The sequence below is a fragment of the Arthrobacter sp. TMN-50 genome, from assembly GCF_054511125.1.
Genome location: NZ_JBTNDG010000002.1, coordinates 1 through 13819, shown reverse-complemented (window position 1 = coordinate 13819; position 13819 = coordinate 1). Strand labels below are relative to the sequence as shown.

The 13819-nt window shown below is 58.9% G+C and carries 13 protein-coding genes and 1 pseudogene; 4 read left to right on the top strand and 10 right to left on the bottom strand.

Annotation, left to right across the window (positions count from 1 at the left end):
- Positions 1 to 274: 274 nt before the first annotated feature.
- The 6 genes from ACX80A_RS03905 to ACX80A_RS03880 form a co-directional block, all read right to left on the bottom strand.
- Complete coding sequence (locus tag ACX80A_RS03905; RefSeq protein ID WP_459258367.1) at positions 275 to 2053, bottom strand: PDDEXK nuclease domain-containing protein; 1779 nt, start codon at positions 2051 to 2053, stop codon at positions 275 to 277.
- 89 nt (positions 2054 to 2142) lie between these two features.
- Entirely contained in the window at positions 2143 to 3204 is a 1062-nt protein-coding gene (locus ACX80A_RS03900) for a hypothetical protein (protein ID WP_459258366.1), read from the bottom strand.
- A gap of 450 nt (positions 3205 to 3654) precedes the next feature.
- Positions 3655 to 3828: a CsbD family protein gene (locus ACX80A_RS03895; RefSeq protein WP_459258365.1), complete on the bottom strand. Its 174-nt coding sequence runs from the start codon at positions 3826 to 3828 to the stop codon at positions 3655 to 3657.
- A gap of 150 nt (positions 3829 to 3978) precedes the next feature.
- Positions 3979 to 4239: a GlsB/YeaQ/YmgE family stress response membrane protein gene (locus ACX80A_RS03890; RefSeq protein ID WP_459258364.1), complete on the bottom strand. Its 261-nt coding sequence runs from the start codon at positions 4237 to 4239 to the stop codon at positions 3979 to 3981.
- 151 nt (positions 4240 to 4390) lie between these two features.
- The gene (locus ACX80A_RS03885; protein ID WP_459258363.1) at positions 4391 to 5422 is read right to left on the bottom strand and encodes a CNNM domain-containing protein; all 1032 of its coding nucleotides are present in this window, start codon (positions 5420 to 5422) and stop codon (positions 4391 to 4393) included.
- Positions 5419 to 6876, bottom strand: a complete 1458-nt coding sequence (locus ACX80A_RS03880; protein ID WP_459258362.1) for a hemolysin family protein — start codon at positions 6874 to 6876, stop codon at positions 5419 to 5421. The genes ACX80A_RS03885 and ACX80A_RS03880 overlap by 4 nt, the downstream gene beginning before the upstream one ends.
- A 213-nt stretch (positions 6877 to 7089) precedes the next feature.
- Here ACX80A_RS03880 and ACX80A_RS03875 point away from each other — a divergent pair, with 213 nt between their 5' ends.
- Both ACX80A_RS03875 and ACX80A_RS03870 read left to right on the top strand, forming a co-directional pair.
- On the top strand, positions 7090 to 8133 hold the full coding sequence (locus ACX80A_RS03875; protein ID WP_459258361.1) for an App1 family protein: 1044 nt from the start codon (positions 7090 to 7092) through the stop codon (positions 8131 to 8133).
- 510 nt (positions 8134 to 8643) lie between these two features.
- Positions 8644 to 9060, top strand: coding sequence for a DUF7793 family protein (locus ACX80A_RS03870; RefSeq protein WP_459258819.1), 417 nt, complete (start codon positions 8644 to 8646; stop codon positions 9058 to 9060).
- Between the two features lie 768 nt (positions 9061 to 9828).
- On the opposite strand, the gene ACX80A_RS03865 is transcribed toward ACX80A_RS03870, so the two are convergent.
- The 3 genes from ACX80A_RS03865 to ACX80A_RS03855 form a co-directional block, all read right to left on the bottom strand.
- Positions 9829 to 10239, bottom strand: a complete 411-nt coding sequence (locus ACX80A_RS03865) for a restriction endonuclease (protein ID WP_459258818.1) — start codon at positions 10237 to 10239, stop codon at positions 9829 to 9831.
- A gap of 122 nt (positions 10240 to 10361) precedes the next feature.
- Positions 10362 to 10757: a hypothetical protein gene (locus ACX80A_RS03860; protein ID WP_459258360.1), complete on the bottom strand. Its 396-nt coding sequence runs from the start codon at positions 10755 to 10757 to the stop codon at positions 10362 to 10364.
- 435 nt (positions 10758 to 11192) lie between these two features.
- The gene (locus tag ACX80A_RS03855) at positions 11193 to 11741 is read right to left on the bottom strand and encodes a maleylpyruvate isomerase family mycothiol-dependent enzyme (RefSeq protein ID WP_459258359.1); all 549 of its coding nucleotides are present in this window, start codon (positions 11739 to 11741) and stop codon (positions 11193 to 11195) included.
- 155 nt (positions 11742 to 11896) lie between these two features.
- On the opposite strand from ACX80A_RS03855, the gene ACX80A_RS03850 reads away from it, so the two are divergent.
- Positions 11897 to 12070, top strand: coding sequence for a hypothetical protein (locus tag ACX80A_RS03850; RefSeq protein ID WP_459258842.1), 174 nt, complete (start codon positions 11897 to 11899; stop codon positions 12068 to 12070).
- Between the two features lie 116 nt (positions 12071 to 12186).
- On the opposite strand, the pseudogene ACX80A_RS03845 reads toward ACX80A_RS03850, so the two are convergent.
- Positions 12187 to 12297 (bottom strand): annotated as a pseudogene (locus tag ACX80A_RS03845) (DUF6444 domain-containing protein); the annotation flags it as partial.
- Positions 12298 to 12453: 156 nt separating this feature from the next.
- Here ACX80A_RS03845 and ACX80A_RS03840 point away from each other — a divergent pair.
- Entirely contained in the window at positions 12454 to 13455 is a 1002-nt protein-coding gene (locus tag ACX80A_RS03840; protein ID WP_459258358.1) for a hypothetical protein, read from the top strand.
- Positions 13456 to 13819 lie beyond the last annotated feature (364 nt).

Here is a 13819-nt window from a genome sequence, read left to right as displayed (position 1 = left end):
TCAAGGCCGTACACCTGTGGGTGAGTCGCCAGCACCCAGCTTTCAAGCGGTCCGGCACAACCCCTGCTACCGCGCCGAGCCAAGCGAGTTCTCCGTCTGGTGTACCAATTGCGGAGACACATTCGAGGACGCACAAGAGGGTATTCACCCTAATGCTCGTCGCGCCTTATTGAGCGGTTGAAGTAAATACCCTGACACCGCTGTGGAACTTTCACCGGCACGGTACCTACCGGTAGGGAACCCTTGCAAGATCGTAGTGGGAAACTTCGATGTCCTAGGGTGCTGGTGTGAATTTCTGTGCTGCAGCGGTCATGACCTGCAGGATCTGGTCCCGCTGGGCCGGCCTAGTGTTGAGGTTGGTAGCACTGGGGTGGGGGACAGCTTCCCACGGGATGGTTGCGATCTTTGGGGAACGGAACCGAAGGAGTTCCCACCCATGGCGTGCGAGTGTGCCCATGGGTATGACGAGCTGCAAATGTGGAAAAAGGTCGAGAACGGTTTCGAGGTCAGTCGTCGCTTCCACTACGTCCGCCATTCTGGTCGTGCGGGTGCGGTTTCCGTCGGGAAGGTACCAGGGAACGATATTCCAGCTAGCAAAAGCTTCCCTGGGTAGGGCTGCCTGCTGTGTGAGGGTGAACCAGTTCGCGGCCGTTCCATCATTGTTATCGATGGAGATGATTCCAGACCCGCGGGATGCCGAGGATCTGCTGCCGGGGGCTTCGAGTAGGAAGAGGACGCGGGCGTTGATCCCGGCTCCGCTGGGATCAAACCAGGGAACCACGGATTCAGATGCTGAGGTGGCGCGGGCCCGGTTCAGGTCGCGTACCCAATCGTTGAGCGGCTTAACGTGTGCCTCATCAAGCAGGGACAGCTTCCGCTCCACCTCGGCCCGGTTGCGGTGGGCACGGGGAGCCTGCGGCCACTCCGGCAATTGATGCGCAGTTTCAGACTCGGAACGCCGCAACCGGACAGCGTTTTCGTTGTTATCGGAGGATTCGGTATCCGCTGCGCTTTCGGCATTCTCTACTGGCAGCAGAGACAAAGCGGCCGCGAGACCCTCAGCGTCAGGCAGGGCCTGTTGTTCAGCTGGCGGCAGTGTCTCGTAGGTGTAGGTGGATATTGCCATGGGACTGCCTGACTGGTTGAGCGCATACCGAACGGTGTGATCGTTCCGGCTGCCACAAATCAAAATGCCTACCGTGGGTGCGTGAGCTGGCCGACGGAGTTTGTCATCGACCAACGCGATATAGAACTGAAGCTTGCCCGCGTACTCGGGTTGGAAGCGCCCAGTCTTTAGTTCAATGACGACGTAGCGCAGCTGGTCTACATGGAAGAACAACAGGTCGAGGTAGAAGTCATCGCCGCTGACGTCAAAGTGGACTTGGCGCCCTACGAAAGCGAAGCCCGGTCCGAGCTCTCGTAGCGTCTCCACGATCCGGTCCATCAGCGCTTGCTCCAGCTCACGTTCAGCCACATCCCCGGTCAGGCCAAGGAATTCCAGTGCGTAAGGGTCTTTGGCCATCTGCTGCGCGAGTTCTGAATCCGGTGCCGGGAGATGCTCGCTGAAATTTGAAGGCGCGGCGCCGGAACGCTCGAGGGTTTTGTTCATGATCATGTTCATCAACACGTTCCTGGACCAGCCGTGTTCGACCGCCGCCGCAGCGTATTCGTCTCGGCTTTCAGGGCTGAGGTTTTTATCGATGAGCACCCGGATGTGTCCCCACGGTAAATGTCCCACAGGGTGTGGGACATTTACATCCCAGCCCGGCCACGCGGCAGCGAAGCTGCGCATGTACTGCAGATTGCTGCGCGAGAGCCCAGTCATGTCCGGGAATTCCCGGCGCAGATCCGCTGCGAGCCGGCCGATAACGGCGCTTCCCCACCCTTGACGTTTCTGTTCCGCCAGGATTCGATCCCCAATAGTCCAGTACAAGCCGACCAGGGCTGTGTTCACGCTCCGCTGCGCCTGCACACGAGCCGAAGACACTCGAGCCTTCAGATCCTTCAGGAACAGGGCATAGCCGACGGGCACTACTGCATCAGATTCGGACATGACATCCAGCCTAAGCCGAGCCCATAGCTACTACTCACGCAACCACACCGTCGCCAATCCTCGTGGCCCGGTCGAGCTGGGGTGAAGGTTTACCGTGCTGGAGAATTTCCTGGTGCCGAACGGTGCGCAGCGAACGCCAAGATGACCGGTTCAAGACCGTGTAGTAGAAATAGATCTGCCGGGCACCCCTTAATTTCAGAGTTGTATGCCTGAAGCCATTCCTTTGCCTGATCCAAAGAGAACACAGTAAGAAGCTCGGACCGTAGTGACGCTTCATCCCCTTCGACCGACGGATCGAGAATGCGTTCAACGACCCACTGCCGCCTGACTTTTGACGCAGGAGGCAGCGGGTCGTCTGAGGCCGGCGTCCCGGCTGCTGCGGCCTGAAGCCTACCGAAATCCTCCGGGTACAAGTGTGGAAGATGAGTGATTTTCCCCGCTTGACTGCCAGCCTGGCCGTGCCACAGAAAACAGACCAGTCGCTGCTTCCCGCCAATGTCCATAACAAAGATGTTCTGCGCCGGGTCGGGCCTGCCATCGGGTTCGTCGGTGCCGAAACGTGGACGATCGATGAAGACAGATGGGTACGCCGCCATGAATGCCTGACGGGCCTTTACCCCTACAACAACAACCAGCCCAGCCGAGGTCGCACTAAGGATCCGCCCCATATGCAGAGAGGAACAGTGAATTGCAGCCTCCGACACGCCTTCTTCTTTATTGGATTTGCAATGTACGACTTCGGTCATCACAGCGTCCTCATGCCAAATGGAATCCTGACCGAGCAGCGCTTGAGTTTGGCGCATGATCCAACCCCAATAAGTTTCCTGGCGGCCTCTGGAACCATCCACTTTCAAGTGGCGGCGGTCAAGAACCCATTCCCGCTCCGAAGTGAAACGCCGGATCATGAAATCTGCGGTATCTTCCTCCGGCCACTCAACCGTTGGATACTTTTCCGCAATACGTTTGCTAGGCAACTTGGCTTCGGGCCGGCCCTCACTGATAGCCGGGTTCGAAGAGACGAACACGACCTTTGCAGTCTCGAGATTCCCGGCCCACGCCTCCGGTACCTGGAAAGGGCCAGGATGGTCGTCCTGAGCATGGACCACCTTGTGGCAGGGATGAAGCCGCCCGTCCGCTTGAGGCTCATCCACTTGTCCAACCTCGGGACATTGAGCAACACTTAGCGCCAACTCCCGTAAATGCACAGGCACAACCAAACCCCCAAAGTCGTCCAACAGTAGAGAACCCAAGCTAACACTGCCCGCCGACATCGGCGCATAACGTATCAGGGTGTTATCGGCGTAATCGGGCGGGGCATGACACTCTGCGTGAGTCTCTGAAATCCCGCTGTACCAGCACACCGTGCTCCTGCCAGCGCCAGAGCTATAACGAGAAAGCCACTCATGCGTGAATACTCACAGCAGCCTGTTCAGTACGCATTGATTCATTGTCTGGACAGCCCACTGATCCCAGTTAGCTGGTCTTCTTCCGAAGCCTGTGTACTGCCTGTCTCAGGTTCCTTTGGGCGTGGAAGGGTTGCCCGACCAATGACAAGGGGTGGTACGACCTGAGTCGTACCACCCCTTTGCAGGATCTAGCAGTTACTTTTTGAAGGCGTCCTTGACGTTTTCGCCGGCGCTCTTGAGGTCTGCCTTTGACTGGTCTTTCTGACCGTCAGCTTTCAGGCTCTCGTCGCCGGTTGCTTCGCCGTGGCCTTCTTTGGCCTTACCGGTAACCTTTTCCGCGGCGTTCTTGATTTTGTCATCCAAACCCATGACTGCTCCTTACGCTTAAAGTCAACACCGGCCGGTTGCCGGGGCATCTACCCACCCTAACGAACGGGCCAGATAATCTGTCCCGTCGTCACTGCCCGCTGAAGCATATTCGGGATGTGAAAGGGGCGTTCCGGCGCATCTGCACTTCGATTAGTGAGTGGTTTTCTTGCGACCGGTCAGGGCTTCTGCGGTCCCGATCAGGACGACGGCTGCGATGACGGCCACGACAAAGCCGAGGATGTTCAGTTCGAAGATATCGCCGGTGCCGAGCAGGTTCGCGATCACCCCGCCGATCACAGATCCAACCAAACCAAGCAAGAGCGTGGCAATCCAGCCAAGGTTCTGTTTGCCCGGCTTAATCAGCCGAGCCAACGCGCCGATGATCAATCCAGCGATAATGAATCCGATCACAACATTGCTCCCTACTAGATAGTGGAGCGCGTGCCAGGCGGCAACCGCTTCCAGGTCGTTCTTAAAGCCTATCCTGCGAACTGCAAACAGGTGTGCTCGTTTCCGAGTCGTTCAGCGATCGACCCGGTACGGTACGAAGGCCCATCCAGTGTTACGCCATGGGGACAGGTTGATTTTCAGGATCCGCCGAGCCTGGCAGCACTTCTCGCAGTAGATCGTCGAGGGTGACCACGCCGAGGAGCTGGTCGGCGTCAACCACCGTGGCCAGCTGGACGTGGCCCCGCCGCATCTGGGCTAAAGCGTCATACGCCGATACGTCCGGGGCTAGTGTGAGGGCTGCTCGGGCGATGTCCACGGCTGGGGTTTGCCCGTCAACGGCGAGAGTGTCGCGAACGTGCGCGACCTGGCAGTCCACGCCGGTTCCGACAAGAACACGCAGGTGCCCCGACGACGCGGCGACCGCCTGGATATCCGCCGCGGTAGCCGTCACTGGCACCGAAGTGGGTACGCGGTCGGTGCGGACAATATCGCCGACAGTGAGTGTCCCCAACGTGATGGCACGATCGATCGGCCCGGAGAATTCGGCGTCGAGCACACCAGCGTCACGGGAATGCGCCACAAGCTTCCGGATGGTGTCGGCGTCTTGACCGCCGGCGGCCGCCTTCTCGACGGGCTCCACTCCGGAGGCTTTGACTAGCCGGTTGGCGAGGTGGTTGATCCAGAGCAGGAACGGTCGCAGCGGCCAGGTGAGGGCGCGCGCTGAGATGCCGGTGGCTTTAGCAGCCGTTTCGGGGTGGGCAATCGCCCATGATTTCGGTGCCATCTCGCCGATGACGAGGTGCAGGAACGTGACAACGATCAGGGCGAGCATGAACGCGGTAACCCCGGCGAAGGCGGTAGGTAAGCCCCACTGTTCGAACACTGGTGAGAGCGCGTAGTCGATAGCTGGCTTCGTCACGGCGCCCAGCAGGAAGGTACACGCGGTGATGCCCAGTTGGGCGAAGGCCAGCATGACCGTGAGCTCGTTCAGACCCCGCAGCGCAGCTCGTGCTGAGGCACTACGTTCGGCTTCCTCTTCGAGCCGGTATCGGCGTGCAGCCAGGAGAGCGAACTCGACGATGACGAAGAACGCACTCGCCAGGATGAGGATTACCGTGATGATTGTGACCATCCACCAACTCATCGGGTCACCTCCTTGCTGTTCTGGTCCGAAAGAACGGACGAATCGTTGTTGTCACCGGAGTTGCTGTGAGCGTCGGTGTCGGTGGACGGAGTGTCTTCAGCGTCCAGATCGCGTTCGTGCAACCTCACGATGAGTTGAGAGGGGACGTGGCGGTCCACTTCGGTGACTTCCACGTCGAGCCAACGCTCCATGCGGAGATCCTGTACCGTTTCCGATGGCTTCTCGGGGAGGTCGATTCGCACCACTGAGCCAACCGGTGGCAGGTCGCCGTGTTCGCTGATGATGAGGCCTGCGATGGTTTCGGCTTCGTTGTGGGTCAGGTCATGGCCGATGAGGCGTTCCACCTCGTCGAGGTGAACGTCTCCGGGCAGACTCCAGTGAGCTTCTCCGACATTGACTGTTTCGTTGATGTGGAGGTCGTGTTCATCGGAGATTTCGCCGATGACTTCTTCGGTGAGGTCTTCGATGGTGAGGATGCCATCGAAGTTGCCGTATTCGTCAACGACGCAGGCCAGCTCGTTTCGTGTTTGCCTCATCCGCTCAAGCGCTAGAGGCAGTTGCATGGTCGTGGGGAGGACGACGGCGTCGCGCATCACCGTGGATACCGGTGCGTCGTGATCGTGCGCACCGCGCAAGAGATCGATTAGTTCGACGATGCCTACGGGGTCGTCTTCGTCGCCGATGACCGGGTACCTGGTGTGTCCGGTAGACATCAGTGCCAGTACTTCCCCGACTGTGGTGTCCGGGGAGATCGAATCGACCTTGGAGCGGGACCTCATGGCGTGCTCAACGTCGCGCTGCGGGAAGTCCAGGATCCGGTCAATGATCATCGACAGGTCATCGGGGAGGTCCCCGCTGACCCGTGAGTCCCTGATGATTGATTCGAGGTCGCGAGCCGTCGCACTTTCATCGACGTCTTCCAAGGGCTCGATACGGAGCAATTTGAGCAGCAGGTTTGCTGCCACATCAAAGATGGTGATGAGCCAGCCGAACGCCAGCAGATAAATGCGTGTGGGCATGGCTAGCGCCCTGGCCAGCGGTTCAGGGTTGGCGATGGCGAGGTTCTTTGGGTATAGCTCACCAAAGATCATGGTGACCACCATGGCCAGCAACAGGGCGCCGATCGTTCCGATTGCCACCGAGATGGCGGGGTCTATGCCCACGCCGCCCAGGAGTGTTCCGACGGACTGTCCGATGAGGGGCTCGGCGACGTAGCCGATGAGCAATCCGGTGACGGTGATGCCGAGTTGAGCGCCCGAGAGCATGAACGATGTGCGCTTCGTGATCGCCAGAACACGCTTCGCTTGGGCGTCGCCCTTTTCAGCCAGTGCCGCCATGCGGGAACGGTCCACCGACATGTAGGCGAATTCTTGGGCAACAAAGAATCCACACGCGGCGATAATGGCCAGCGTCAGCAGAATACCTACGAGCAGAGTCAGTACTGCTTCAATCATCTAACTTCACCCCCTCCTACACTGAGGGGGTTCGAAGATCGACCCTCCGGATCAGGGGCAGAACGATGATGTTTCACAAGAAAATCTCTTCCGTTGGTGAAGGCAAGTGGCTTCTACACTACCGGGAGACCCACGGCTACTGAGATTCCTTCCCAACAACGGCGGCTACATCAGGGGGAGGAACTAGCTTGGGTTAGGGGGTATCATGTGCTGATGCCTTCGCCTAAAGCTGCAGTGAGTAAATCACGTCAAACTGCGGTTGCCGTCGCGTACCGCACTGAGACCGGCATCCGGGACCAGCTGGCCCGTCGAGCGACTCGCAGGGGTTGGACACCTGCGATCATTCCGTATTCCGGCTATGCCAGTGGCGATAATGCTCGGGTTCTGGGACGGGTGGTTCTCGCACCAGCATCGGTCAACCCCGCTGAGCGGCGTGGGATTTCGGGGTGGCGGCGCCTCCTCACTTTGGAAAGTCCCGGAACTGAGGTATCGATTGAACTCGGCGGCACCACAACCGTGGTCATCAGCGACGAGGCCGGGATCATCGACGCGCGGCTGAAATTAGATACCCCTCTCGAGCCCGGCACGGCCACCGCTCGTCTCACGTCGGAGGGCCGCGACCAGGTTCCAGCGGATGTTCACGTCGTTAGCCCTGATCCATCTCGAGGGGTCGTCTGCGACATCGACGACACCGCATGGGTGACCGGCATATCCCATCCAGCTCGAGCTGCTTGGCGCACTTTACGCGGGTCCAGCGCCACCCGGAAAATGGTGCCCGGCATGGCCCGCCTACTTCAAACCGCCGTCGAGGATCAGAGCGGTCCGGGGGTCGTGTATTTGAGTAACGGACCATGGAATTTTGTGGGCCCAGTGACGCGGTTCCTAAACAAAAACGGCTTCCCAGCTGGTGCCGTCTTGATGACCGATTGGGGTATCACCCCCCACCGGTGGTTCCGGGACGGCCAGGAACACAAATCCTCATCCCTTGCCCGCTTGCTGGAAGATCTACCAAACATCACCTGGGTGCTCGTCGGCGACGACGGCGAACACGACCCGGACCTCTACCAAGACCTTGCCAAAACGCATCCCGACCGCATCGCCGCCATCGCGCTACGCAAGGTCCAGCCATCAGTGTCAACCAAACAAGACGGAACCTCAGAGACCGTCAACGGGGTACCCGTTTTCCGCGGCAGCGACGGAGACGTGCTATTGCCGCTCCTCCGCGACGCACTCCGCAATCACCCGACCAGTAACTGATCATCAGACGAAAACTCACTGAACCTGCAACCAGCACAGGACACGGCAACAACCCTAAAACGGACGGTGTGGCCCCGCGCCAGACGGCCCCATAGCCGACGCTGCCCCGCCCGCGAGACCCCGTGGGGATAACGGATCGTCCAGTGGAACAATCTCCAGTGCCTGCCTCCACTGAGCCGATTTACCTCTGCGAAACCACCCGAACGGTTAGTCGCGTTCGACAATGTCCAGCAAGGTGCAGACATTCTCGATGCTGTTAGCCCTACACAGCCGGCACGTCCCAGGGAGAATGCTCTGCAGTACCGCGAGGGTGTCTGGGCCGGGCCCATCGACGCCGATGTCCGCCCTAGCCTCTATCGCTCTCCGCCCTTTTCAACGCTCCGATACCTCCTTCTTTGCCGGCATGGCCGGCGATGACCGGGTGACGCGTTTCGTCGGTGACAGGCAACCATGACTGCACAGTCTCATCGAGGCCCGCGTCAATGCTGCTCCTGAGGCTTTGGATCGCATCTGCGGGCTGTTGCCAAGAGGTTCGTCCTAAGTACTGAGCCAGATTTCAACCGGAGCAGGTGGGCTCCTGGTGTGACCATGACCGGTAGCGATGTCCGGAAGACCATTGGAGCTGTTGACGCTGTCTCTAGCGCAGGAAAAAAGCCACTACTAGTCCATATTGGTTCGGTCGAACAGATCACACGGGAAGCCCGCGAACTTCTGATCGAAGATACCTGTTCGTCAAAGACAGCGGTGCTGGGAATGGACCAGGTGAGTATGGTCATGACCGCCTTCGCTTACACTTCGGCAACTCCCACCCAGTTCTTCACCGACGAGGCAGAAGCCATTGCGTGGCTTCTTGAGCCATCCCCTAATTCATGCCGTCCAAACTTGCGATTGAGCACCGTTCACAGGCAACGAAGTGCTCGTTCCTGAAGCTTGGTGACGTAATAGAACGTTATCGGCGCTTCGGAGACACATGAAAGATCCGCGTCGAGATTCCGCGTTGACGGCATGGTGCTTGTTCTGCGCCCTCGGACAGTATGAGCCAGGGCCGTCAATCGGACACCTCCATGCATAGCTACCTGGTGACCAACCGGATGAGTTCAACGATGATCGGGGATATCGCCGCTACGGTCAACGCGACTGTCTGCACCCACAGACGAAGTGGTTCAACCTGTCGCCTTTCAGCAGGACGTTGCTCCACGCCAATCACCTCCCAGCTGCTTTGAAACGAGCGCTGAAGGCGGCTAAAGAATTAACCCGCCCCTTCGCGTCTTTCCCGAAGGGCTCTTGAAGGGTGTAGTGCCGCTGCTGGTAGGTTCCCTCGGCGCGATTGTAGTCGTTTGGTCTCATCGACGTAGTCCAGCAGGTCGTGTGCGCGAAGCTCCTCAACGCCCGCGAAGAACGTGTCGTTTGAGATGCCCATCCAACGCTTGACCAAGCGCCCGGGAAGGTAGAAGCCGGGCTGCAGTGAGCTTGCGATCAGGAGGGCAGCCTTCGCCGCGAGAACAAAAATTGTGGTTGATAGGCCAACCGAGGGTCTGATGGCTGACATACAGACGGGTTGGTTACCAGCCATAGCCTTAGACCAAAGCAATGTGCTCGGCAACCCGGGCGACGTACCAGGGGGGGGGCGCATGGACGATGTGGGAAATCCAGATTGGCAACTGCGATACTCCCCTAAAGAACCCTGCCCCAGTCTCAGCTGTTAAGTATTTCCCATGCAGTGAAAAGGATGTTTCCCGTTTCTGAGGCGTGGCGTTTTTTTCGTATGATCAGCTCCGGTAGTGAAATGTGGTGCTCAAGGATAGCCATCAAGTCCCCGCCGTCCATAAGGAGAACAGAATGTCTGCCTGATCTGCCTACGAGATCGGGCACCGATCGCTGGAAGCCGCTCATGGAGAGGAACAGGCCGAGGGTGTTGTCCAATCGGCGTGTCACCTTACCCACGAAATTGGTGACTTCTTCGCCAGCAATGGGTTTAGCCTTCCACTTTGCTTCAACGATATAGTCGGTGCCGTCCAAGCTGAAGGCGCCATCGATTTGTTCAGCGTAGGCGGTGAAGGGAGCCCGTGCTTCGAGCTCGAATATGTGGAAAAGCTCGTTCAGAATCTTCTCTAAAGCGTATCCTCGCGGTTGTGGCGCAAGCTTCTCGGACTCAAGAAATCTTGCTTTTAGTTCCGTGATGGCCTGGTGGGTTTGCTGCCGGAGTGCATTTAACTCTCGTGTGGTCGTTAACCTCGTTGTAGCTCATCAAGCTCCGTTTGTTCCTTCCGGTATGGCGCTACCAAAGGACGGAGGACGTTGATTGATTCGATAGCTATGTTGTACTTGGCTTGGCCATCTTCAAGGCGCTTCAGCTGAACTGGATCAGGCATATCCGCCGCTGCCAGTACAAGTCGCACGAGCACGTCCCTGTGCTTGTGCTGGTCCTCGGCTAAGGAGTGAACCAGCGCACGTGCAATGTCCCGCTTTGAGACGGTTTTGTCTTCCCAAGCGTACTGCGCGACCAGACTCCGATCCTTTGTCGCAACAGTCAAGAAGTCCCTGAGATCGCTCTTGTACCAGAACGCGGTCGACAGGACACTGATCAGTGGAGCCAACAGCGTCGGGTTCACGTTCTGCATCATGAATCCATACTAGTTTTCCCTATACGATCACTGAGCATTGAGCCAGGATGAATAGGTTTCAGCGAATGATCCTGCCGCCTTGGTGAGGATACGCAGTTGCGGTCAACTGGCTACCGGCAGACCGCCCGGCTTCGCTTTAGTTCCAGAGTTTCTCGTATTCCCAAACGTCGGGGCAGCCCATCTCCACCGGTTTATGAGGCTTCGGCAGCGCTGCTAGCTGCTCACGGAGACGTATGCACCATTCAGCATCGCCGGAGACGGTCCGGATCAAGCCGCGGGTCTGGCCTCGCCACCACACAGTCGGGGTGTGCCCGGGATGAACTTACGAATCAGGTGTTATCGGCGTAAGTGGAACAGGGAAAGGCGTCAAGCAAACCTTCAGCAGTCCCGATCCCCTATCTGAGGCGACTTTGGCGGCTCATTCTGCTTGTCTGATTACAGGGTGGCGCGGCCGAGTCGACCTAGGAGTCGAGTCTGCCGGTCGGCGTCCGCAGCAACGGGTACAGCGGGTCCGCAGATCCCGTCCATGTGTAAGGCGCTTCCGAAGCTGTCGTCGCCGGCTTCGATGCGGTCGATCTCGTCAGGGGTGAATACTTCAATCCCTCCTGTGGCTCGAGCAATGTCCCAGCGGTGTACGAGCATGTCCCACACGTAGAACTGCTCCAGGGTCGCTCCAACGGTGGTGGGTCCGAAGAACCCGTCATAGCTGGCATCGGCCGCCTCATTGCTGCTCATCAAGCTGAGCACTCGCTCTGCATGATCTCGGAACCCGGTGGCAGGGTCAGTCAGGTCAGGGGCCGACTCGAGGTCGTGCCCATGCGCCGTGAGCAGGTTGCGCTGAGTGTCGACCATGTGCGCGACAACCTCACGCGCGGTCCATTCGGTACACGGGGAAGGGTTGGCCCATGCATCGGTTGGAACAGTGCTGAGAAGGAGGGAAAGAGGGCGCAGGGCGGTTTCGTAAGCAGCTGAGGTGAAATTCATGTGCTCCATGGTGCCGGGTGCGGCATTCTGGGTCTTGATGGAACCCGACACAGCACCGCATGCTCTGAACGAAATGCGCGCAGGTCAACAACACGCACAGGGACAGGGCCCGGGGCCCGATCCGCGGCGGCGACCCCGGCGGGGCCACCCCTTGGGTGTTCGCATCCTCGGCGCCGTCCCAGTCCGAGGTGTTCACCGCCCCGCAGCACGGGCAGGTCTGGCAGAGCAGTTGGTACTCGGTGACCACCGGGGCGGGCACCGGCGCCAGGCCCACGACCTGCCGCCGTTCGGACACGGTGGACGCCGCACCGGCCAAGGAACCCCGGTAGCCGGAACAGCGCTCTGCGGCGATGCCGACCATGGCGTCAGGACGCTCCGACAAGGAACGGGAAACCCCGGGATCACCGGGCTGCTCGCCGGGCTTGCGCCCCGAGCGCTCCCGCGAGGACCGCGCCTTCGCGGGCTTCTCCGTGTACGGGGAGTCCGAGGACGGCGGTCGCGACGAGTTCGACGAATCCAACCCCAGACGACGTTCCAACTCAGCGATCCTAGCCATCAGCCAGCCGATCAACTCGGCCTGCGAAGCGATCAACTCGCGAAGCTGCGCCTTAGTGTCCTCCGTCACGCCTCAACGCCCCCCATCACGGTGCCGACACGCCGACACCCCAGGTGAATAGCTACCCGCGGCGCGGTCCGGAAGTAAGCTAGGCCCGTGGTTATTCCGGAGAAAACCCTCGGTGAACCACCTGCATCCGTTGAGCCGGAGAGTTTCTCAGCCTTCGGCGCTCGGGTTCTCAATCAACTTAGCCTGAGTGCCTGGTTACCGGGCGCCTTCTTCATCGTTAGCGGCGCTTTACTGGCTTGGTTCAGTGCGAAAAAGGCGATCACCCTTAGCGGCATAGATTCATATGTTGAAGACAACTGGGTTCCAATTCTCGTTTTGGCTGTGCCAGCGTTAGTGATCACAACCCTTATTACTCAGGCATTTTCCTTCGAGGCCATACGGTCGCTCGAGGGGTATTGGCGCAGGCGAGGACCAGCGTCGTGGTGGAGGAGCTTCTGCATCTGGTGCAAACTCCGCCACAAAGAATCCTTAACGAAACGCTTCCAAGTGGCGCAGGTCCGAGCACTCCATGGAGCGCGTCCTACGCTGCTGAAGCTCAGAGTTAACGCATTTGTCTTGCTTGCGGTTGAAGCTAACGTTGCTAACGTGGATCCGCCGCCGGGAATCTCGTCGAATCAGCTGGCCGAGGCCGATAATCTGGAGTGGTGGAAATATTGCAGGCCTTGGGACTCAGCGAGGCTACTACGCCTAGATCGAGATTTGGACGAGTTCCCGGAGGACTTCCGAATCATGCCAACGAAGCTGGGCAACATTCTTCGGGCCGCTGAGGACCAACTCCGCAACGCGGGCGGAGATATAGAAGGCTTCGTCATGCGGCACAGGCATCTCGTGCCGCCACGGGTACTCGCGCACCACGATCAATTTCGTACCCGTTTGGACATGTACTGCACCCTTGTATTCGTAGCGGCCACAGTTGCTTTAACGTCAGTTCCCACCCTGTGGGACCTGCCCGCTCTCGGTCGTATCGTTGTACCACTGGTGCTGCTCGTGATCTCATGCGCTAGCTATGGGGCGGCCCTTTCAAGTGCTCGCGGCTACACGACGGCACTCAGGCAAATCGATAAGTCAGTGGGAGATGCACACAACTAAGCTGTATCTTTGTCTCCCTTAGACACCATCGCTACATCGCACTCGGTGCACGGAACCGAACGAAGCAGATTCCTAGAGCGTCCGCATACTGGGCATCGAAAGGGCTTGGCTGTCAAGCCGCCCAGCCCTGGACCCCGGTCATCCACCATAAGCTCGATGATCCTCGCACCGTTTCTGCCCGTCAAGTATCCGCGTTGCGTGGAGCCTGCGCGGTCTACACGCGAATCGGATTCGTTCCCAACAACTTGGGCTCTGGACTGCTGCGGAGATTTAGGACGGTGGGCCCTCTTAAAATGGGGGTTCTACTGAAAGAGAGACCAGCAGCATGTCTGCATCGAGATCACGTCGTTCGTATACCCAGGAT

Bases quoted from the DNA above. Each gene is read 5' to 3' on its own strand.
- ACX80A_RS03905 (WP_459258367.1), bottom strand. From the start codon at position 2,053: ATGTCCGAATCTGATGCAGTAGTGCCCGTCGGCTATGCCCTGTTCCTG.
- ACX80A_RS03895 (WP_459258365.1), bottom strand. From the start codon at position 3,828: ATGGGTTTGGATGACAAAATCAAGAACGCCGCGGAAAAGGTTACCGGT.
- ACX80A_RS03885 (WP_459258363.1), bottom strand. From the start codon at position 5,422: ATGAGTTGGTGGATGGTCACAATCATCACGGTAATCCTCATCCTGGCG.
- ACX80A_RS03880 (WP_459258362.1), bottom strand. From the start codon at position 6,876: ATGATTGAAGCAGTACTGACTCTGCTCGTAGGTATTCTGCTGACGCTG.
- ACX80A_RS03875 (WP_459258361.1), top strand. From the start codon at position 7,090: ATGCCTTCGCCTAAAGCTGCAGTGAGTAAATCACGTCAAACTGCGGTT.
- ACX80A_RS03860 (WP_459258360.1), bottom strand. From the start codon at position 10,757: ATGATGCAGAACGTGAACCCGACGCTGTTGGCTCCACTGATCAGTGTC.
- ACX80A_RS03855 (WP_459258359.1), bottom strand. From the start codon at position 11,741: ATGAATTTCACCTCAGCTGCTTACGAAACCGCCCTGCGCCCTCTTTCC.